Here is a 20,113-nt window from a genome sequence, read left to right on the forward strand (position 1 = left end):
CCTCCCTGGACACCCCGCTGACCCGGCTGGTCGGCGTCCGGTACCCGATCGTGCAGACGGGCATGGGCTGGGTGGCGGGCCCCCGCCTGGTCTCCGCGACCGCCGCCGCCGGGGCGCTCGGCATCCTGGCCTCGGCAACGATGACGGTCGGGCAGCTCCGCTCGGCCGTCCGCGAGGTCAAGTCCCGTACGGACGCGCCGTTCGGCGTCAATCTGCGGGCCGACGCGGGCGACGCGCGCGAACGGGTCGGCGTCATCGTCGACGAGGGCGTGCGGGTCGCCTCCTTCGCGCTCGCCCCCTCCAAGGAACTGATCGCCGAGCTCAAGGACGCGGGCGTGATCGTGATCCCCTCGATCGGCGCGCGCCGGCACGCCGAGAAGGTCGCGGCGTGGGGCGCCGACGCGGTCGTCGTCCAGGGCTGCGAGGGCGGCGGTCACACCGGGGACGTCGCCACGACCGTGCTGCTCCCCCAGGTGGTGGACGCCGTGGACATCCCGGTGATCGCCGCGGGCGGCTTCTACGACGGCCGGGGCCTGGTCACGGCGCTCGCCTACGGGGCGGCGGGCGTCGCCATGGGCACCCGCTTCCTGCTCACCTCGGACTCGACGGTCCCCGACGCGGTCAAGGCCCGCTACCTCGCCGCCTCCGTCAAGGACGTCACGGTCACCACCCGCGTGGACGGCCTGCCGCACCGCATGCTCCGTACGGATCTGGTGGCCGCCCTGGAGAAGTCCGGCCGCCTCGCCTCCCTCACCCGCGCGATACGCCACGCGGCGGCCTTCCGCGCCGTCTCGGGGCTCAGCTGGACGCGCATGGCCCGCGACGGCCTGGCGATGAAGCACGGCAAGGACCTCACCTGGAGCCAGACCCTGCTGGCGGCGAACACGCCCATGATGCTCAAGTCGGCGATGGTGGACGGCCGCCCGGACGCGGGCGTCATGGCCTCCGGCCAGGTGGCGGGACTCATCGAGGACCTGCCCTCGTGCGCGGAGCTGGTGCGGCGGGTGATGCGGGAGGCGGAGGAGACGTTGGACCGGTTGCGGAAGCTGGGCCCACCCGGCGAGTGACCCCGCTGCCTCACGGGGCCATGCCTCGGGGCTCTGCCCCGGACCCCGGACCCCGGTCCTCGATCGCCGGACGGGCCGTTGTCCATCCGCGCTCACCGTCGGACAAGGCCCAGATGATCCAGCGCCCGGTCGGCCAGGCCGTCCGCCCCGCACGTCCGCGCCAAGGTCAGGCCGCGTTCCAGCTCCGCCACCGAGTCCGCCGCGATGCCGTACTCCACCCGCGCCACCGCGTGCTCGTACGCACAGGGAGACGCCTCCAGATACGTCGCCGCCTGCCGGTACAGCGCGACCGAACGCGCCCCTGTCTCCAGCGACGCCGCACACCTCAGCGCCTCGCCGATCGCCGTGTCCGTGCCGAAGCGCTCGGCCTGCATACGGGCGTCCGCGACGAGGTGGGCCGCGCGCTTGGGGTCCTCGTGGGCCAGGGCGCGGGCGAGGTCGTAGGCCCACGGTGCGAGGACGGTGTTGTACTGGCCGCGCGCGGTCAACGCCTTCGCCGTCGCCTCCAGTTCGTTGAGGCCCTCGTCGGTGCGGCCGAGCGCGAGCAGCAGCCTGCCGCGTACGGACGGCGCGTCGGGCACGTAGATCGTGGAGGCCGACGGCGGCGCGAAGCCGTACCGGTCGGCGACGGCGCCCGCCTCCTCGACGTGACCGCGGGCGAGCAGCGTGTCGATGAGCATGCTGGCCGCCTCCCAGTGCATGGGCAGGCCCTGACCGACCCGGTCGGCCAGGCGCAGGCTCTCGCGCAGCGATCGCTCGGCGTCGTGCAGCCGCCCGCGCCTGCGGTACACATAGCCGAGGAAGGCGTGCGAGAGGGCGAGGTGACCGCCGCTCCAGCCCGCCGTCTCGTACGCCCGCACCGCCTCGGTGAACAGGCTCTCCGCACGGTCGAGCCGGTCCGAGAAGGCGTACGAACCGCCCAGCATCAGGCGGAGTTCGAAGCTCCACTCGGTGTCGGTCCAGCCGAGTCCCGGCGCGAGCCTGCCGTTGACCAGGGCGCGGTCGCAGAGCTCGACGACCAGTTCGGCGTTCTCACCGCGGGTCATGGCGTCGAAGGCGCGCAGGATCAGCAGGGCGCGCTCGGCGTTGTCGCGGCCCGAGAGCGGGCCCGCGAGCGAGGCGAGCCGCCGGGAGCGTCCCGGGGAGTCCTCCTCGCCCGCGTGGATGCCCTCCCACATGTAGCGCACGGCTTGCAGGCGCAGCCGCGCGGGCCCGGCGTCGAGCCGCGCCGACTCCTCGTCGATGGCTCGCAGGCCCTCCTCCAACTGGTCGTTGTGGACGAGTGCCTGGGAGAGCCGGCAGACCGCGTCGACGCGCAGCCCCTGGTCGAGGCCGCGCATGGAGAGCGCCTCGCGCAGGTGCGAGATGGTCGTGGCGGGTGAGGTGAGCAGGGTGGCGCAGCCCAGTTCGTAGAGCACGCGCGCGTGGATCTCCGGCAGCGGCGGTTCACGCAGGGCCCGCTCCAGACAGCGGCGGGCCGCGTCGGGCGCGCCGACCGCGAGGTGCTCGGCGGCGGCGCTGCGCAGCTGCTCGACGAGATCGGGGTCGTCGTCCGGGTGGACCTCCAGGAGGTGCCGTGATGCGGACGCGGCGCCTTGGCCGTCGCGTGCGATGACGGCGGCCGCCACGCCGTGCATGGCGGTGCGGGTGGCCCCGGGGATCGAGCGGTAGACGGTGGTGGCGATCAGTGGGTGGACGAACTCCAGGCCTTCGTCGCCGCCGACCAGGATGCGGGCCGCGCACAGGCGATCCGCGCAGCTCGCCGCGTCGTCGTCGGTCATGACGGCGAGCGAGGCGGCGAGGTCCAGGGAGAAGCCGCTGCCGAGGATGGCGGCGGCCCAGGCGAAGCGCGTGGCGTCGGTGCCCAGTCCCTTGAGGCGGTCGACGAGGCCGCGGCCGCGGGCGGTGCGGTTGAGGCCGCGCAGCTGGTCGGCCGAGCTCTCCACCGGTTCCAGGTCGCTGTCCTGCACCTTGGCGAGCAGCTCGACGGATTCGTACGGGTTGCCGCCGGTGACCGCCCAGACCTCGCGGCAGAACGGGGCGTCGGCGTGCTCGCCGAGCGTGGCGCGGGTGAGTCCCGCGGCGGCGTCCGGGGTGAGCGCGCGCAGCGTGGTGAAGGAGCGGGCGGCCGCGGCGACGGACGCGAGGTGGCGGGCGCTCTCGCCGAGGGCCTCGCCGGGCCGGTGGGCGACCACGACGAGCACCGGCAGTTCGCCCAGGCGCTGGGCGAACGCGGCGAGCCAGTGCAGGGTCTCCTGGTCGGCCCAGTGCGCGTCGTCGATGACGAGGACCAGCGGCCAGTGCAGTCTGGCGAGCCGGGAGACGGCTTCGACGAGGCCTTCGCAGACGCCCTGCGGGTCGGGCCGTCGTCCGCCGGGCTCGGCTATGCCGAGGGCTGGGCCCGCGATCTCGTACCAGTCGCCGAGGTACTCGCGGGCCTCCTCGGGCGAGAGGGAGACGAGGGCAGGCTGCAGCAACTGCCGTACGACGTTGAAGGGGACGGAGGTGACCGTCTCGCCGCCGCGCGCGGACCACACCGTGGCCCTGCCCTCCGCGATGCGGCGCACTTCGGAGAGCAGGGCGGTCTTGCCGATGCCCGCCTCCCCGCTGAAGGTGAGCAGACCGCCTGCCGTCGTGACATCCGCGCAGAGCTCCTCGACGGCCTGGGCCGCCGCGGCGAGTTCGTCTTCGCGCTCCCACAGCGGGGCCCAGGCGGCTCCTCCGGGCCGTCCCTGCGTCATCGCGCTACCTCCCGGGGTCGCTCAATCGACGTACAGAAGTCGAGACTAGCCGGGTCGGGGCCGCGGTGGAGCACGGTCCGCACAGGTACTCCCGCAAGGGGTGAGGGACGGTCGGTTCCGGGTCGCGCGGCGCGGGGGTCAGAGACGCTCGATGATCGTCACGTTGGCCTGGCCGCCGCCCTCGCACATCGTCTGGAGGCCGAACCGGCCGCCGGTGCGCTCCAGTTCGTGCAGGAGCGTCGTCATCAGCTTCACGCCGGTCGCGCCGAGCGGGTGGCCGAGCGCGATCGCACCCCCGTTGACGTTGACCTTCTCCGGGTCGGCGCCGGTCTCCTTGAGCCAGGCGAGGACCACGGGCGCGAACGCCTCGTTGATCTCGACGAGGTCGATGTCGTCGAGGGTCATGCCGCTCTTCTTGAGGGCGTACGCGGCGGCGGGGATCGGCGCGGAGAGCATCCGGATGGGGTCCTCGCCCCGTACGGAGAGGTGGTGGACGCGGGCCCTGGGCGTCAACCCGTGTTCCCTGACGGCCCGTTCGCTCGCGATGAGCAGTGCGGCGGCGCCGTCGGAGACCTGCGACGAGCAGGCCGCCGTGATGGTGCCGCCCGCCAGGACGGGCTTGAGGCCCGCCATCTTCTCCAGGGTGGTGTCGCGGCGCGGGCCCTCGTCGGCGGTGACCTCGCCGTGGGCGACGAGTTCGCGGTCGAAGCGGCCCTCGTCGATGGCGCGGACCGCCCGCCGGTGCGAGCGGAGCGCGAACTCCTCCATGTCCGTACGGGAGATGCCCCACTTCTCGGCGATGAGCTGGGCGCCGTGGAACTGGTTCACGGGCTGGTCCCCGTACCGCGCGCGCCAGCCCTCGCTGCCCGCGTAGGGGCCCTCGGTGAGGCCGAGGGGCTCGGCGGCCTGCCGGGACGCGAAGGCGATGGGGATCATCGACATGTTCTGGGTGCCGCCCGCGACGACCAGGTCCTGGGTGCCGGACAGGACGCCCTGCGCCGCGAAGTGCAGTGCCTGCTGGGAGGATCCGCACTGCCGGTCGATGGTCACACCCGGCACCTCTTCGGGGAGTCCGGCCGCCAGCCAGCTGGTGCGGGCGATGTCGCCGGCCTGCGGACCCACGGTGTCCAGGCAGCCGAAGACGACGTCCTCGACGGCGGCGGGGTCGACGCCGGAGCGCTCGACGAGCGCCGTCAGGACGTGCGCGCCCAGGTCGGCGGGGTGGACCTGGCTGAGTCCTCCCTTGCGCCTGCCGACGGGTGTGCGGACCGCTTCGACGATGTAGGCCTCGGCCATGACTGCGTACTCCTCGGTCGTGGCGCGCCGCGGGTGGTCGCGCCGCTTACGTGCGTACGGAGATGCCGTCCAGGACCATCGACAGGTACTGCCGGGCGATCTCCTCGGGGCTGTGGCCTCCGCCGGGGCGGTACCAGGACGCGGCGACCCAGACGGTGTCGCGCACGAAGCGGTAGGCGAGCCGGATGTCCAGGTCGTCGCGGAAGACGCCTTCGGCGACGCCGCTCTCCAGCGTGGTGAGCCAGGCCTTCTCGAAGCGCTGCTGCGAGTCCGCCAGGTACTGGAAGCGCTGCTGGGCGACCAGGTGCCTGGACTCCTTCTGGTAGATCGCGACGGCGGCGCGGTGCCGGTCGATCTCCCGGAAGGACTCGGTGACGAGGGCTTCGAGCGTTTCGCGGGGGCCGAGCTGGGAGCGGAGCACGCTGTCGTACCCGTCCCACAGCTCGGTGAGGAAGGTGCGGAGGATCTCTTCGAGCATCGACTCCTTGGAGTCGAAGTGGTAGTAGAGGCTGCCCGCGAGCATCCCGGCGGCGTCGGCGATCTTGCGGACCGTCGTCGCGTTGTACCCCTGCTCGGCGAAGACGTCGGCGGCGATGCCGAGCAGTTCGCGGCGGCGCTCGGGCGAGGGGCTCACCGGGGCCTTCTTCTTGCTGTTCTGCTGCGGGTTGCTGCTCCGCTGTTTCGGACTGCTGTTCTGCTGTTTCGGATTCGGCACACGGTCATTCTCCGCCTAGGCGTGCTGGCTGCTGACCGAGACCGTCTCACCCGTCATGTACGAGGAGTAGCCGCAGGCCAGGAAGACGATGACGTTGGCTATCTCCCACGGCTGCGCGTACCTCCCGAACGCCTCGCGCGAGGTGAGCTCCTCGAGGAGCTCGGGCGAGGTGACCTTGGCGAGATGGGGGTGCATGGCGAGGCTCGGCGAGACCGCGTTGATCCTGATGCCGTGCGGGGCGGCCTCCACGGCGGCGCAGCGGGTGAGCGCCATGACTCCGGCCTTGGCGGCCGCGTAGTGCGCCTGGCCCGCCTGGGCGCGCCAGCCGAGCACCGACGCGTTGTTCACGATCACGCCGCCGCGGTCGGCGGCCCGCATGCGGCGCAGCGCGGCGCGGGTCGAGCGGAAGGTCCCGTTCAGCGTGACGTCGATGACCTTGTCCCACTGCTCGTCGGTCATCTCGGTGAGCTCGGCCGTGCCGCCGAGGCCCGCGTTGTTCACCACGATGTCGAGGTGGCCGTGGCGCCGCTCGGCCAGCTCGAACAGCGCCTCGATCTGCGCCGATTCGGTGACGTCGCAGGCCATGCCGTCGACCCGGTCGGCGCCGAACTCGTCGGCGAGCGCGGCCACCGATTCCTTGGTGCGCCGGGCGTGGGCGTCGCCGATGACGATCCGCGCGCCCTCTTCCAGGAAGCGGCGCGCGGTGGCCCCGCCGATGCCCGCCCCCGCGGCCGCCGTGATCACGGCGGTGCGGCCCGCGAGCAGGTCGTGCGCGGGCACATAGCCGGGTGCGTCCATGGGCGGCCCCCCGATTCCGGTCTCAGACCCTCGACTGCGTACGCCCTTCAGGCTAATCTACCAAACACTTGTTAGGGAAGGGTTGGTGGGCCACGGATGGACCTCGAATTCACCGCGCGGGAAGCGGAGTTCAGGCGACGGGCGCGCGACTGGCTCGCCGCGCACGTGCCGCGGCGGCCGCTGCCCTCGCTGGAGACCGCCGAGGGCTTCGCGGCCCACCGCGCCTGGGAGCGGGAGCTCGCCGCCGACCGCTGGTCGGTGGTGTCCTGGCCGGAGGAGTACGGCGGGCAGGGCGTCGACATCGTCGAGTGGCTGGTCTTCGAGGAGGAGTACTACGCGGCGGGCGCGCCGGGCCGCGTCTCGCAGAACGGCATCAACCTCCTCGCGCCCACCCTCTTCGACCACGGCACCGCGGAGCAGCGTGCCCGGGTGCTCCCGCCCATGGCGACCGGCGAGGTGATCTGGGCGCAGGCCTGGTCGGAGCCCGAGTCCGGTTCGGACCTGGCGTCCCTGCGCTCCACCGCCCGCCGTACGGACGGCGGTTGGCTGATCAGCGGGCAGAAGACCTGGTCGTCGCGGGCCGCGTTCGCCGACCGCGCGTTCGGCCTGTTCCGCAGCGAGCCGTACGAGAACCACCGGGACAAGCCGCACCGGGGCCTGACGTATCTGATGTTCCCGCTGGACGCGGAGGGGGTGACGGTGCGTCCCGTGGGGCGTCTCGACGGCAAGCCCGCGTTCGCCGAACTCTTCCTGGACGACGTCTTCGTGCCGGACGACGACGTGATCGGCGAGCCCGGCCAGGGCTGGCGGATCGCCATGTCGACCACGGGCAACGAACGCGGCCTGATGCTGCGCTCCCCCGGCCGCTTCCTGGCCTCCGCCGACCGCCTCGTGCGGCACTGGCGGGCGGCGGGCGACGCCGCCGGCGCGGCGCTGGGCGACCGCGTGGCCGACGCCGTCATCGGCGCGCGGGCCTACGAGTTGTTCACCTGGGCCAGCGCGTCCCGCTTCGCCGCCGGGGAGACGATCGGCGCCGAGTCCAGCCTGAACAAGGTCTTCTGGTCCGAGCACGACATCGCCCTGCACGAGACGGCGCTCGATCTGCTCGGCGCGGACGGCGAACTCGCGGACCCTCATGAGGACGGGGGCGACGGGAGCTCGGACAGTGACGCCGATCCGGCCGAGGCGACCGACTGGTCCGAGGGATACGTCTTCGCGCTCGCGGGCCCCATCTACGCGGGCACCAACGAGATCCAGCGCGACATCATCGCCGAGCGGCTGCTCGGACTGCCGAAGGGACGCCGCTGATGAGGTTCCTGCTCGACGACGAGCAGCGCGAGTTCGCGCGCTCGCTCGACGCGATGCTGACCGGCGCGGACACCGTGGCGGCCGCGCGGGCCTGGGGTGCGGGGGACCACGCCCCCGGCCGCGCCCTGTGGGCGCGCCTCACGGACGCGGGCGTCTTCGCGCTGCCGGTGCCCGAGGAGTACGAGGGGGTGGGGCCGCTCTCCGTCGAGACGGCCGTCGCCTTCGTGGAGCTGGGGCGGCACGCGGTGCCGGGACCCGCCGTCGAGACGGTGGCGGCCGCCGCGCTCCTGACCCGCCTGGCCGAACTGGGTGACACCGCGCCCGCCAAGCGGTTGCTGCCCTCGCTCGCGACGGGCGGGCTGAACGCGACCCTGACGCTGCCCGACGGCGGCCCTTACGCCCTCGACGCGGACGCGGCGGACCTGCTGCTCGCCGTGACGGACGACGGGCTGCGGATCGCCCCCGGGCACGCGCGCGTGCGCCGCTCCCTGGACCCGGCCCGGCGGCTCGCCGCTCCGCTGCCCGGCGGGGAGCGGCTCGCCTCGGGACCCGCGGTGGCCGCAGCCGCCCGGCACGCGAGGGACTGGGCCGTGCTCGCCACCGCCGCCCAGTCGCTCGGCGTCGGCCTCGCGCTGCTCGACAGGACCGTCGCGTACGTCAAGCAGCGCTCCCAGTTCGGGGCGCCGATCGGCACGTTCCAGGCCGTCAAGCACCGTCTCGCGGACGTCCTGGTGCGCCTGGAGTTCGCCAGGCCGCTGGTGCTCGGCGCCGCGTTGACGATGGCGCCGGGTGATGTCGCCGCCGCGAAGGTGACGACGGCGGAGGCGGCGTACGGGGCGGCGCGCGCCGCGCTCCAGCTGCACGGCGCCATCGGGTACACGGCGGAGTTCGACCTCTCCCTGTGGCTCACCAAGGCCCGTGCGCTGCGCGGGGCTTGGGGAGATCCCGGGGTGTGGCGCGGCCGGGTGCTCGCCGCGCACGGGGAGGGGTGAGCCGGCCCGCGCGGCCCGTTCGGTGAGCCGCCGCGAGGGATGGTTCCGGAGTCAGGGGGCAGCTGCACCCCGTGCCTGTTTCGGGCAAGACGCGTTGACCTCCGCCCGTGAGGTGCGATGATCAAAGACTCCGCTGAGCCGATCCAGAAGGAGGCCCCACGTGCGCGTGATCGGGCTCATGTCAGGGACCTCGTACGACGCGATCGACGCGGCAGCCGCCGATCTGACGCTCGACGGGGACAGGCTGACGCTGACTCCGCTCGGGCTGATCAGCCGGGGGTACGACGAGGGGCTGCGCGCCGGTCTCGCCGCCGCGCTGCCGCCCGCGGAGACCACGCTCGCCGAGATCTGCCGCCTCGACACCCTCATCGGGCGGGCCTTCGCGGCGGCGGCGGTCGAGGCGGACCGTGAACTGTGCGACGGGCAGGCCGAATTGGTCGCCTCGCACGGTCAGACCGTCTACCACTGGGTGGCGGACGGGCAGGTGCACGGCACGCTGCAGATCGGGCAGCCCGCGTGGATCGCCGAGGCGACGGGGCTGCCCGTGGTCGCCGACTTCCGGCCCCGTGACATCGCCGCGGGCGGTCAGGGCGCGCCCCTGGTCAGCATGGTCGACCGGATGTGGCTGCGCGGCCGCCCCGGCGCCCCGGCCGCGCTGAACCTCGGCGGCATCGCCAACATCACCGCCCCCGACGGCACCGCGTTCGACACCGGACCGGCCAACGCGCTGATCGACGCCGCGGTGCACGAGGCGACGGGCGGGCGGCTCGACTACGACCTGGACGGCGAGCTGGCCGCGCGGGGCACGGTCGACGAGGGCCTGCTCGGGCAGCTCCTCGCCGAGCCGTACTACGGGCTGCCCGCGCCGAAGACGACCGGCAAGGAACTCTTCCATCTGCCGTATCTGCGTACGGCGTTGAAGGGGTACGAGGCGCTGTCCACCGAGGACCTGGTCGCCACCCTCACCCGGCTCACCGCCCGCACGGTCGCCGACGCGGTCCGCTCGGTGGCCGCCTCCGAGGTCATCGCCTCCGGCGGCGGCACCCGCAATCCGGCGCTGATGGCCGCGCTGCGCGCGGAGTTGGGCACGGTGCCGGTGCGGACCTCCGACGAGCTGGGGCTGCCCTCGGCGGCCAAGGAGGCGTACGCCTTCGCGGTGCTCGGTTTCCTGACCCTGCACGGTCTGCCCGGCACCGTCCCGGCGAGCACGGGGGCGCGGCATCCGAGCGTGCTCGGCTCGATCACACCGGGGCGGCGCGTCGGCTGGCCGCCCGCGGTGGCCCTGGAAGCGGCGCCTTCACGGCTCGTGATCAACGGCCAGGGACACTGAGCGCGGGCAGCGGCGAGGACCGTGAAGTGACGGCTGGGGCGCCGTCTTCGAAGTGGGGGCCAAGGGCGTCGCGGGACCCCGGAGACGGCACCACCGAGGCCCGCAAGCAGAACCTGGCGGCCGATTCGGGCCCCCTCTCATCCAGCTTTCACGCGGGGCTCATACGCTGGCGCCCATGACCCAGATGACTCCCCCAGGCTGGTATCCCGACCCCGGCCAGACGGCCGGCGGACCGCCCACCGAACGCTGGTGGGACGGGAGCGTGTGGACGGACCAGGTACGCGCGGCGGGCGGTGCCACGGCCCCGGCGCAGCCGGTGTATCCGGCCTATCCCGGGCAGCCGCCCGCCCCGCGGCGCCGGCTGCGCGTCGCGATCGCGGCGGGCGTGGCGGCCGTGGTGATCGCGGGCATCGCCGGCGGCGTGTACGTGCTGACCTCCGACGACGACGGGAACGGGGACGGTGACGCGGCGAACAAGCCCGCGCCGCAGGCCCCGCGGAACCCGCAGGCGCCCGAGTCCCCCGGGCCCGAGGCGCCGTCGCCGGGGGCCCCCGAGGGCGAGAAGGGCTTCGCGACCGACCCGGTCAACGGCATCAAGATCCCCATACCCGACGGCTGGGCGGGCGGGACCACGCAGCGGGGTGCCGCGGTGCAGACGGAGCCGATCCCCTGCCCCGGGAACGCCTCGGAGCAGTGCACGCGCGGCAGTGCGTACTCCCTGTCGGCCAAGGGCCTGAAGCTCGGCTCGAAGTCGCCGGAGGAGGCCGCGAAGGCGGACATCGCGAAGAACGCCAAGGAGGGCTACGGCGGCAAGACCTACGGCAAGATCACCTCGCACGAGGTGCTCGCGTCGAAGTCGGTCACCGTGGCGGGCCAGCAGGGCTACCTGGTGCGCTGGAAGGCCGTGACGCAGAAGAGCGACGACGGCTACGTCCAGTCGCTCGCCTTCCCCTCGCCCGCCGACAAGTCGAAGCTCGTGGTGGTCCGCATGGGCATCGACGTCAACAAGGACGCCCCGTCGCTCTCGGCGATGGACAAGATCACCAAGGGCATCAAGCAGGGCAGCGTCGGCGGCGGGGGCGCGGGCCAGAACGTCTAGCCGACGCCGTGGGAACCACGGGAACCAACGGGGGAACGAACACGTGGCCGACGCCGGACGGGCGTCGGCAGGGGCGCGGGTACGGGCGCCGGTACCGGACCGGCTCCCGGTCGGCCGGGCGGGGTTCCTCACCGCTCTGGAGGAACCCCGTCCGGCCTGGGGGTGCGCGCCGCCCCCGTCCCCACGGTGCGGCGCGGGCAGACCCTGGTCCCGTCATCCGGCGGAACCGGGCCCACGTTCAGTGACGCCCTGGATCGGCGTCAGGTAAGCCCGAGGCCGGGCAGCACACAGGCCTCGACGAAGCGGACCAGATACTCCTCGTCCGCGTACACACCTTCGATGATGGGCCGCGCTCTCAGCACCCCGAACAGCTGCAGCGTGACGAACTCCACTGCCGGGTGCCCCTCGGCGATCTCCCCGCGCTCCACCCCGCGCCGGACGATCGCCTCCATCGCCTGGCGCTCCGGCTCGACGAGCGTCTCGCGCAGCGCCCGCTGGAGCTCCTCGTCCTGAAGGACCGCGTGGCTGAGCGCCTGCACCAGCATGGTGTCGCGCCCGGACCCCTCGCCCGCGGCGCGGGCCGCCTCGCGCAGGTCCCCCGCGAGGCTCCCGGTGTCGATCCCCGCGAACCGCACGCAGCGGTTGGCGCGCAGCGCGGCGGCCACGAACTGGGGCTTCGTCTTCCACTGCCGGTAGAGCGTGGACTTGCTGCACCGCGTGCGGGTGGCGACGCCCTCCATCGTCAGCGCCTCGTAGCCGCACTCGCGGAGCTGGTCCAGGACGGCGTCGTAGAACTCCTGCTCACGCTCCGGTGTGATCTTCGAGCGGCTCGACGTCGACGTCATGGCTCTTCTCCTCGGTGCGGCTGGCCCGATCGGCCTCATCGATACGCCAGTGTACCGGTACGCTCCCGTATCGGTACACTGGCGTATCGATGAGTGAGGAGATCCCTCACTCGGCACCGCACCACCTGTCATCACGCAAAGGGGCCGGGGGATGGAATCCCGAACCGAGCCTGCCGAACGGGAGCCGGACATATCCGTCCGGGAGCCGGACGCGACCGTCGTCCGGAAGCCGGACACATCTGCCCGACCGCCCCTCGTCCGCGAGCTCCTTCTCGTCGTAGGACTCTTTCTCGTCTACAAGTTCGGCAGGCAGCTCGCCAACGGACACACGGGCGAGGCCTTCCACAACGCGCACCGCGTGTGGGACGCGGAACGGACGCTGCGGCTGCCCGGCGAGGGCGCCGTGCAGAACGCGCTGATGAGCAGCGACACGCTGATCCACGTCGCGAACACGTACTACGCGACGGTGCACTTCCCCGCGACGCTGCTGTTCCTGGTCTGGCTGTATCTGCGCCGTCCCCGGCACTATGTCTGGACGCGCCGGGTGCTGGCCGCGCTCACCGCCGCCGCGCTCGTGCTGCACCTCGGCTTCCCGCTCGCGCCGCCGCGGATGCTGGACGCCGCGCACCTCGTCGACACCGCGCAGGTCTACGGGCCCTCGGTGTACGCGTCCGAACCCACCACCGACACCATGGCGAACCAGTTCGCGGCCATGCCCTCGCTGCACTTCGGCTGGGCGCTGATGCTCGCCGTCGGCATGATCGTGGCGACCTCCTCGCGGTGGCGCTGGCTGTGGCTCCTGCACCCGCTGCTCACGCTGCTCGTGGTGGTCGGCACCGCCAACCACTACTGGCTCGACGCCCTCGTGGCGAGCGTGCTGCTCGGCATCGCGCTCGCGGTGATCCGGCTGCCGCGCCCCGGGCACTCGCTGGTCGTGCGCCGCTCCGCGGCCGCGCCCGAACTGATCACCTCGGGAGCCGGCCGGTGAACGCCACCCTGCTCGCCGTCGCGCTCTCCCTCGTCTCGGCCGCCGCGTACGCCACGGCCGCGGTCGCCCAGGAACGGCTCGCCTCGCGCGCCTCGGAGGGCGAGAGCGGGGTGCTGCGGATGCTCGGCAGCGGCGCGTGGTGGTCCTCGGTCGGGCTCAACGCGGCGGCTGCCCTGCTGCACGTGGCGGCCCTGAAGTACGGGCCGCTCACCCTGGTCCAGCCGCTCGGCGCGCTCACGCTCGTGGCCGCCGTGCCGCTCGGCGCGCGACTCGCGGGCCGCCGGGTGACCCGCCTTGAGTGGCGCGGCACCGGGCTCACGCTGATCGGGCTCGGCGCGCTGCTCCTGACCGCGTCGGGCCCCGCGCCCGACGACAGCCTGACCGTGCCGGAGGCGCTGACCGTCGCCGCCGCGACCATGGCGGTCATCGGGTTCCTGTCCCGTCCCGGCACCCGCCCCGGGCTGCGGCACGCGACCGCGTCCGGCTTCGCGTCGGGCGTCGCCTCCGCGCTCACCCAGACCGTGACGGTCGCCGTGACGGACCGCTCCGGGCCGCTGCTCAGCCCGCAGGTGATCGTCGTGGCCCTCCTGGTGGCGGCGTTCGCCGCCGGCGGCCTGCTGCTCTCCCAGACCGCCTACCGCGGCGGCCTCGGCGCACCGCTCGCCGTGGTGACGCTCGCCAACCCGCTCGCGGCCTCGCTGATCGGCGTGACGCTGCTCGGCGAGCGGCTCCAGGGCGGGATCGGCGGCATCGCCCTCGCGGTGACGGGCGCCGGGGTGGCGGCGTACGGCGTCGTGGTCCTCACCCGCTCCCCCAGGCCCCCCACGGTCGAACCCGCACCGGACTACCTTCCGTCGATCCCCGGCCAGCCCGAACCGGCCGCGCTACATCTGTCCCGGCCCTGAACGGTGGCTCCCGAAGGGGTGCGGGGAACTGCGCGACCAGCCACATGCGGCCCGCGGAGCGCATGAGCCAGCGTCACGAAACGGCGCCGGCCGCTCCCTCCGTGGGGAGCGGCCGGCGCCGTGATGCAGGAACGGTTACCCGAAGCCCCGCGCATCCTGCTTCAGCGCCGTGTCCACGGTGAGCGCCGTCGCCACGACGAGGCTCAGGAGCGGCTCGGGCAGCTGGTAGTGGATCTGCAGGACGTAGTTGTCCGCGGTGGTGAACATGGTCTTGGCGAGACCTTCCCAGGTCTTCGTGATCCGGGCGACCTCGTTGTCCGCGTGGTCGACGATCGAGAAGTTCCAGGCGCGCCAGTTCTCCGCCTTGATCGCGCCGACCTGCTGGCCGTTCACCATCATCCCGAAGTTGATCTTGCCGATCATGTTCTGCTGGACGATCTCGCCGATCGGCTGGCCGTCCGCGCGCTCGACGATCACCCGCGACTTCATGAACTTGCGGGGCCGCGTCAGCATCATCTGCGGCTGGCCGTAGGCGTCGCGGATCTCCAGCTTGTGCGTCATGAACTGGTCGACGCTGGACACGAAGCGCGCGACCTTCTTCAGCGTGCTCTGACCGACCTGGACGACCGAGCCGAGCACGTTGCCCGCCTGGTCCATGACGCTGTACTCGTTGGTGAGCTCGATGAGCTTGGCCTTCTGGTTCACCACCAGGACCGGCTCCGTGAACAGCGTGCCGCCGCCCTGCGCGGCCGGCGCGACACCGGCCTGGTGCTGCACCTGGCGCTGCACCTTGGCCTGATCTGCCATCGGCGGCGCCTGCTGCGGCTGGCCGAATTGGCCGCCCTGGAACTGGGCCTGCTGCTGCGGGACCTCCTGGGCCGGGGCCTGCTGGGCCTGGGCCTGCTGGGCCGGAGTGGTGTGCTCGGTCCACTGGGAACCGTCCCACCAGCGCAGGAGTTGGGCCACGCCGTGCGGGTCCGGGTGCCAGCCTGCAGGAATGTTCGAATGCGTTGTCACCCGGGGCACCTTACCCGTCGGATATCGGCCATCCGACTGGCTTTTACCTAGGTGTGATGTCCGACTCACCTCGGCCGGGATGGCTGGAAATCCACCGCTTCGCGAATACCTGCCGGTGCGTTGTGGCTGGCCGCGCAGTTCCCCGCGCCCCTGGAGGGGCTCCCCTCGTCCTCCTCAGAACGCCACCTCGACCCGTAGGGGACCCTCTCCCTCCCGAACCTCCACCGTCCCGACTCTTCCCGCCGCCCGCACGTCCGCCTCCGCCGCCGCGAAGTGGTCGAGGGCCGCGCGCGGTGCCGTGATCGTCGCCTTCGCGACGTCCGCGCGCATCGAAAGCTGTGCCTGCGACTTGGCCCTGCGGACCGCAGCGATGGCCTCCGACGCCGTGGTCAAAACCGCCGCGTCGCCCGACTGTTCCCCCAGCGCGGACGCGTCCGGCCACGCCGCGCGATGCACCGAGCCCGCGCGCCACCACGACCAGACCTCCTCCGTGACGAACGGCAGGACGGGGGCGAACAGGCGCAGCAGGACGTCGAGCGCCGTGCGCAGGGCGGCCCGTGCCGATCGCGTGGCGGCCGCGTCGCCGTGGTCGCCGTACGCACGGGCCTTGACCAGTTCGACGTAGTCGTCGCAGAAGCGCCAGAAGAGCTGTTCCGTACGTTCCAGGGCGCGGGCGTAGTCGAAGGCGTCGAACGCCGCGGTGGCCTCGTCGACGGTCGTCGCGAGCGCGGCGAGCAGCGCGCGGTCGAGGGGCTCGGTGGCGACCGCGTCCTCGGGGACGTCGCCGATGCTCAGCACGAACCTGCCGACGTTGAGCAGCTTCGTGGCCAGACGGCGGCCGATCTTCATCTGGCCGATGTCGAACGCCGTGTCCGTGCCGGGGCGACCGCTCGCCGCCCAGTAGCGGACCGCGTCCGAGCCGTGCTGTGCCAGGAGGTGGCCCGGGGTGACCACGTTGCCCCGGGACTTCGACATCTTCTTGCGGTCCGGGTCGAGGATCCAGCCGGAGATCGACGCGTGCCGCCAGGGCAGCGCGTCGTGGCCGGTGTGGGCCCGCAGGACCGTGGCGAACAGCCAGGTGCGGATGATCTCGTGGGACTGGGGGCGCAGGTCCATGGGGAAGACCCGGGCGAACAGATCGGGGTCGGAGAGCCACTTCCCGGCGATCTGCGGGGTGAGCGACGAGGTCGCCCAGGTGTCCATGACGTCCGGGTCGCCGATGAAGCCGTGCGGCTCGCCGCGCCGGTCCGCCGTGTACCCGGGCGGTGTCTCGGCGCTCGGGTCGACGGGCAGCGCCGAGCGGTCGGGGACGATCGGGTGGTCGTGGTCGGGCCGCCCTTCGCCGTCCAGCGGGTACCAGACGGGGATCGGGACGCCGAAGAAGCGCTGGCGGCTGATGAGCCAGTCGCCGTTGAGGCCGCCGACCCAGTTCTCGTAGCGGACCCGCATGTGCGGCGGGTGCCAGGTCAACTCCGCGCCCCGGGCGAGGAGTCGGTCGCGCAGGGCGGTGTCCCTGCCGCCGTTGCGGACGTACCACTGCCGGGTGGTGACGATCTCCAGGGGCTTGTCGCCCTTCTCGAAGAACTTCACCGCGTGCGTGACGGCCCGTGGCTCGCCCACGAGGTCGCCGCTCTCGCGCAGCAGCTCGACGACGCGCTCCCGTGCGGTGTACGCGGTGGCGCCCGCCAGCTCGGCGTACGCCGCGAGGGCCGCGGGCGACTCGACGCCGGGCGGCGGATCGGCGCGGAACCGGCCGTCCCAGCCGATCACCGGGCGCGTGTCGAGCCGCAGTTCGCGCCACCACGTCACATCGGTGGTGTCGCCGAAGGTGCAGATCATCGCGATGCCGGTGCCCTTGCCCGGTTCCGCGAGAGGGTGGGCCACGACGGGGACCTCGACGCCGAAGAGCGGGGTGCGGACCGTCGTGCCGAACAGGTCCTGGTAGCGCTCGTCGTCGGGGTGGGCGACCAGTGCGACGCAGGCGGGCAGCAGTTCGGGCCGGGTGGTCTCGATCAGGACCTCGCGGCCGTCCCCGGCCGGGAAGCGGAGCTTGTGGTACTCGCCGGGCCGCTCCCTGTCCTCCAGTTCGGCCTGGGCGACCGCCGTACGGAAGGTGACGTCCCACAGCGTGGGCGCCTCGGCGACATAGGCCTCACCGCGCGCGAGGTTCTCCAGGAACGCGAGCTGCGAGGTGGCACGGGCGTCCGCGTCGATGGTCTGGTAGCCGTGCGACCAGTCGACGGACAGGCCGAGCGCGCGCCACAGCTCCTCGAAGACCTTCTCGTCCTCGGCGGTGAGCCGCTCGCACAGCTCGATGAAGTTCCGCCGGGAGACGGCCAGTTGCCGCTTGTCCGGCTTCTCGGGCGGCGTGAAGTCCGGGTCGTAGGGCAGCGCGGGGTCGCAGCGGACGCCGAAGTGGTTCTGGACGCGGCGCTCGGTCGGCAGGCCGTTGTCGTCCCACCCCATGGGGTAGAAGACCGCCTTGCCGCGCATGCGCTGGTAGCGGGCGACGGTGTCGGTGTGCGTGTACGAGAAGACGTGGCCGACGTGCAGCGAGCCGCTGACGGTGGGCGGCGGGGTGTCGATGGAGAAGACCTCGTCCCGGGTCCTCGTCCGGTCGAAGGCGAATACGCCCGACTCTTCCCAGCGCCTCGACCATTTCGCTTCGAGCCCGTCGAGGACGGGCTTGTCGGGGGCCCCGGAAGGACGGGGAGCGGCATTCGTCATGCCTCCGGATGCTATCCGGGGCGCTGCGCGAAGGCCGCTCCTTTTCCCTGCCGGAGCCCCCTGCCGGAGCCGTTCGCGGGAGCCCGTCGCCGGAGCCCCCGCCGACGGGGCGTCAGCCGGTGATGATCGCCGGGTCGCTGACGCCCGCCCTGCCGGTCTCCACGTGGCCCGCGAGCCGCCGCAGGAAGCCGGCGTCCGCGTCGGACTTCACGCTGACGTCGTACCAGCGCTTGCTCGCGCGCAGGTCGACGGTGTGGTCGACGGAGGCGCCCGCCTTGACCTTGAACGTCTGGCCCTTGCCACCGTAGGCGTTGGTCACCGTGAGGTTCACGTCGGCGGTGCCGGCGTTCTTCAGCGTGAGCTTGAGGTTGCCCGAGGCCTTGTCGTGGCGCGCGGTCACCTCGGGGCCCGCCTTCTTGCCGGGTCCCTTGAAGGTGCGCAGGAAGCCGTTCGGGCCGAAGACGGAGAGGTCGTAGACGTCCTTGGAGTACGCCGAGTTCCAGGTGTCGGCGACGGTCTTGCCCGCCTCCGTGGTGTACGTCCAGGGGCCGTCGGTGCGGTTGCCCGAGCGGACGTGGAAGCAGACGCCTGCCGAGGCGCCGCCGCCGAAGGTGAGCGTGAACTTGCCCGCAGCCGGGTCGGCCGCGCCGTCCACGAGCGGGGCGTAGGGCAGCGGACGGGCGGGCCGGGAGCCGCGCTCCTGCTTGGGCAGCACCGGGCTCGCGGGCGCCTTGGGCAGGTAGTCGGGGTGGCGCTCGTGGTCCGGCGGCTCGTAGGCCGCGGTGTCCGGCAGGTCCGCGGGGTCGGTGTCCTTGCCGCCGAAGTCGAAGGCGGAGGTGAGGTCGCCGCAGATGGCGCGGCGCCACGGCGAGATGTTGGGCTCCTTGACGCCGAATCGGTTCTCCATGAACCGGATGATCGACGTGTGGTCGAAGACCTCGGAGTTCACGTAGCCGCCGGTGCTCCACGGGGAGACGACGATCATCGGGACGCGCTGGCCGAGGCCGTAGTGCCCGGCCGCGTAGCCCGCGCTGCCGGGGAAGTAGTCGAGCTTCGTGTCGACGGTCGACTTGCCCTGGTTGGCGTCCTTGGGGACGTACGGCGGGACGACGTGGTCGAAGTAGCCGTCGTTCTCGTCGTAGGTGATGAAGAGCGCCGTCTTGGCCCACACCTCGGGGTTGGAGGTGAGCGCGTCGAGGACCTGGGAGATGTACCAGGCGCCGTAGTTCACCGGCCAGTTGGGGTGCTCGCAGAACGCCTCGGGGGCGGCGATGTAGGAGACCTGCGGGAGCTTGCCGGCCTTCACGTCGGCCTTGAGCAGGTCGAAGTAGCCGTCGCCCGCCTTGGCGTTGGTGCCGGTGCGGGCCTTCTCGAAGAGCGGGTCGCCGGGCTTGGCGTTGCGGTACTTGTTGAAGTACAGGAGCGAGTTGTCGCCGTAGTTGCCGCGGTAGGCGTCGTCGATCCAGCCCCAGTGCCCGGCCGCGTCCAGGCCGTCGCCGATGTCCTGGTAGACCTTCCAGGAGACGCCCGCCTGCTCCAGGCGCTCGGCGTACGTCGTCCAGTCGTAGCCCGCCTCCTGGTTGCCGAGGACCGGGCCGCCGCCCTTGCCGTCGTTGCCGACGTGGCCCGTGAGCATGTAGTAGCGGTTGGGGTCGGTGGCACCCAGGAACGAGCAGTGGTAGTCGTCGCAGACCGTGAACGCGTCGGCGAGCGCGTAGTGGAAGGGGATGTCGTCCCGCTTCAGGTACGCCATGGTCCGCTCGGACTTCGCGGGGATCCAGTTGTCGTACTTGCCGCTGCTGAAGGCGCTGTGGCCGCCCGCCCAGTCGTGGTCGAGGCCCGCGATGAACTGCATGCCCAGGTCCTCCGCGTCCGGGTGGAAGGGCAGCACCTCCTTGCCGCCGCCCGTCTGGTGCCAGACCGGCTTGCCGCTGGGCAGGGTCACCGGGCGCGGGTCGCCGAAGCCGCGTACGCCCTTCATCGTGCCGAAGTAGTGGTCGAAGGACCTGTTCTCCTGCATGAGCACCACGACGTGCTCGACGTCCTTGATGGTGCCGGTGGCGCGCCGGGCGGGCAGGGACGCGGCGCGGGCGATGCTCTGGTTGAGCATGGCGAACGTCGCGGTGCCGCCGGCCAGCTGCATGAAGCGGCGCCGATTGAGTTCAGGCATGTGTATTCGGACCTCGTGTTGTGTGGGGGACGCGAGCGGGGTGAAGTGTGCCAAGGGGAGCAAGGGATACGGAAGGGTCCGTGACGGGTGTGTGAAGAGAAGTCCAACCTCCGAC

15 protein-coding genes are annotated in these 20,113 nt (G+C 72.5%); 7 read left to right on the forward strand and 8 right to left on the reverse strand.

Going from position 1 to position 20,113, the window contains the following annotated elements:
• Window positions 1–5: 5 nt before the first annotated feature.
• Complete coding sequence (locus tag ACIO9J_RS12035; RefSeq protein WP_401998516.1) at window positions 6–1,067, forward strand: NAD(P)H-dependent flavin oxidoreductase; 1,062 nt, start codon at window positions 6–8, stop codon at window positions 1,065–1,067.
• A 92-nt stretch (window positions 1,068–1,159) separates the two neighbouring features.
• On the opposite strand, the gene ACIO9J_RS12040 is transcribed toward ACIO9J_RS12035, so the two are convergent.
• The 4 genes from ACIO9J_RS12040 to ACIO9J_RS12055 all read right to left on the reverse strand — a co-directional run bounded on the left by ACIO9J_RS12040 (window position 1,160) and on the right by ACIO9J_RS12055 (window position 6,617).
• Window positions 1,160–3,808, reverse strand: coding sequence for an ATP-binding protein (locus ACIO9J_RS12040; RefSeq protein ID WP_401996540.1), 2,649 nt, complete (start codon window positions 3,806–3,808; stop codon window positions 1,160–1,162).
• A gap of 138 nt (window positions 3,809–3,946) precedes the next feature.
• Window positions 3,947–5,104 (reverse strand): acetyl-CoA C-acetyltransferase, encoded by a 1,158-nt coding sequence (locus tag ACIO9J_RS12045; protein ID WP_401996543.1) that lies wholly within the window; start codon window positions 5,102–5,104, stop codon window positions 3,947–3,949.
• Window positions 5,105–5,150: 46 nt separating this feature from the next.
• Window positions 5,151–5,738 (reverse strand): TetR/AcrR family transcriptional regulator, encoded by a 588-nt coding sequence (locus tag ACIO9J_RS12050; RefSeq protein WP_401998519.1) that lies wholly within the window; start codon window positions 5,736–5,738, stop codon window positions 5,151–5,153.
• 96 nt (window positions 5,739–5,834) lie between these two features.
• Window positions 5,835–6,617: an SDR family oxidoreductase gene (locus ACIO9J_RS12055; protein WP_401996546.1), complete on the reverse strand. Its 783-nt coding sequence runs from the start codon at window positions 6,615–6,617 to the stop codon at window positions 5,835–5,837.
• A 96-nt stretch (window positions 6,618–6,713) separates the two neighbouring features.
• Here ACIO9J_RS12055 and ACIO9J_RS12060 point away from each other — a divergent pair, with 96 nt between their 5' ends.
• The 4 genes from ACIO9J_RS12060 to ACIO9J_RS12075 all read left to right on the forward strand — a co-directional run bounded on the left by ACIO9J_RS12060 (window position 6,714) and on the right by ACIO9J_RS12075 (window position 11,346).
• Window positions 6,714–7,925 (forward strand): acyl-CoA dehydrogenase family protein, encoded by a 1,212-nt coding sequence (locus tag ACIO9J_RS12060; RefSeq protein WP_401996549.1) that lies wholly within the window; start codon window positions 6,714–6,716, stop codon window positions 7,923–7,925.
• Window positions 7,925–8,917 carry an acyl-CoA dehydrogenase family protein gene (locus tag ACIO9J_RS12065; protein ID WP_401996552.1) on the forward strand — a complete coding sequence of 331 codons (993 nt, stop codon included), beginning with the start codon at window positions 7,925–7,927 and terminating at the stop codon, window positions 8,915–8,917. The genes ACIO9J_RS12060 and ACIO9J_RS12065 overlap by 1 nt, the downstream gene beginning before the upstream one ends.
• A 160-nt stretch (window positions 8,918–9,077) precedes the next feature.
• Window positions 9,078–10,247, forward strand: a complete 1,170-nt coding sequence (locus tag ACIO9J_RS12070) for an anhydro-N-acetylmuramic acid kinase (protein WP_401996555.1) — start codon at window positions 9,078–9,080, stop codon at window positions 10,245–10,247.
• Window positions 10,248–10,422: 175 nt separating this feature from the next.
• Window positions 10,423–11,346, forward strand: a complete 924-nt coding sequence (locus tag ACIO9J_RS12075; protein WP_401996557.1) for a DUF2510 domain-containing protein — start codon at window positions 10,423–10,425, stop codon at window positions 11,344–11,346.
• Window positions 11,347–11,606: 260 nt separating this feature from the next.
• Here the strand turns inward: ACIO9J_RS12075 and ACIO9J_RS12080 are convergent, their stop codons facing one another.
• Complete coding sequence (locus ACIO9J_RS12080) at window positions 11,607–12,191, reverse strand: TetR/AcrR family transcriptional regulator C-terminal ligand-binding domain-containing protein (RefSeq protein WP_401996560.1); 585 nt, start codon at window positions 12,189–12,191, stop codon at window positions 11,607–11,609.
• A 151-nt stretch (window positions 12,192–12,342) separates the two neighbouring features.
• Between ACIO9J_RS12080 and ACIO9J_RS12085 the strand changes: the two genes are divergently transcribed.
• Both ACIO9J_RS12085 and ACIO9J_RS12090 read left to right on the forward strand, forming a co-directional pair.
• Window positions 12,343–13,179, forward strand: a complete 837-nt coding sequence (locus tag ACIO9J_RS12085) for a phosphatase PAP2 family protein (RefSeq protein WP_401996563.1) — start codon at window positions 12,343–12,345, stop codon at window positions 13,177–13,179.
• Window positions 13,176–14,084, forward strand: a complete 909-nt coding sequence (locus ACIO9J_RS12090) for a DMT family transporter (RefSeq protein ID WP_401996566.1) — start codon at window positions 13,176–13,178, stop codon at window positions 14,082–14,084. The genes ACIO9J_RS12085 and ACIO9J_RS12090 overlap by 4 nt, the downstream gene beginning before the upstream one ends.
• Before the next feature lie 135 nt (window positions 14,085–14,219).
• Here the strand turns inward: ACIO9J_RS12090 and ACIO9J_RS12095 are convergent, their stop codons facing one another.
• The 3 genes from ACIO9J_RS12095 to ACIO9J_RS12105 all read right to left on the reverse strand — a co-directional run bounded on the left by ACIO9J_RS12095 (window position 14,220) and on the right by ACIO9J_RS12105 (window position 19,998).
• Window positions 14,220–15,101, reverse strand: coding sequence for a phospholipid scramblase-related protein (locus ACIO9J_RS12095; RefSeq protein ID WP_401996569.1), 882 nt, complete (start codon window positions 15,099–15,101; stop codon window positions 14,220–14,222).
• Window positions 15,102–15,275: 174 nt separating this feature from the next.
• Window positions 15,276–17,828 (reverse strand): valine--tRNA ligase, encoded by a 2,553-nt coding sequence (gene valS / locus ACIO9J_RS12100; protein ID WP_401996572.1) that lies wholly within the window; start codon window positions 17,826–17,828, stop codon window positions 15,276–15,278.
• A 112-nt stretch (window positions 17,829–17,940) separates the two neighbouring features.
• On the reverse strand, window positions 17,941–19,998 hold the full coding sequence (locus tag ACIO9J_RS12105; RefSeq protein WP_401996575.1) for a phosphocholine-specific phospholipase C: 2,058 nt from the start codon (window positions 19,996–19,998) through the stop codon (window positions 17,941–17,943).
• Between the last annotated feature and the right edge of the window lie 115 nt (window positions 19,999–20,113).

This window comes from Streptomyces sp. NPDC087300, assembly GCF_044744425.1.
Taxonomy (GTDB): domain Bacteria; phylum Actinomycetota; class Actinomycetes; order Streptomycetales; family Streptomycetaceae; genus Streptomyces.

Coding starts and splice junctions, on each gene's coding strand:
- ACIO9J_RS12040 (WP_401996540.1), bottom strand. CDS start 3,808: ATGACGCAGGGACGGCCCGGAGGAGCCGCCTGGGCCCCGCTGTGGGAG.
- ACIO9J_RS12045 (WP_401996543.1), bottom strand. CDS start 5,104: ATGGCCGAGGCCTACATCGTCGAAGCGGTCCGCACACCCGTCGGCAGG.
- ACIO9J_RS12055 (WP_401996546.1), bottom strand. CDS start 6,617: ATGGACGCACCCGGCTATGTGCCCGCGCACGACCTGCTCGCGGGCCGC.
- ACIO9J_RS12060 (WP_401996549.1), top strand. CDS start 6,714: ATGGACCTCGAATTCACCGCGCGGGAAGCGGAGTTCAGGCGACGGGCG.
- ACIO9J_RS12065 (WP_401996552.1), top strand. CDS start 7,925: ATGAGGTTCCTGCTCGACGACGAGCAGCGCGAGTTCGCGCGCTCGCTC.
- ACIO9J_RS12075 (WP_401996557.1), top strand. CDS start 10,423: ATGACCCAGATGACTCCCCCAGGCTGGTATCCCGACCCCGGCCAGACG.
- ACIO9J_RS12080 (WP_401996560.1), bottom strand. CDS start 12,191: ATGACGTCGACGTCGAGCCGCTCGAAGATCACACCGGAGCGTGAGCAG.
- ACIO9J_RS12085 (WP_401996563.1), top strand. CDS start 12,343: ATGGAATCCCGAACCGAGCCTGCCGAACGGGAGCCGGACATATCCGTC.
- valS (WP_401996572.1), bottom strand. CDS start 17,828: ATGACGAATGCCGCTCCCCGTCCTTCCGGGGCCCCCGACAAGCCCGTC.
- ACIO9J_RS12105 (WP_401996575.1), bottom strand. CDS start 19,998: ATGCCTGAACTCAATCGGCGCCGCTTCATGCAGCTGGCCGGCGGCACC.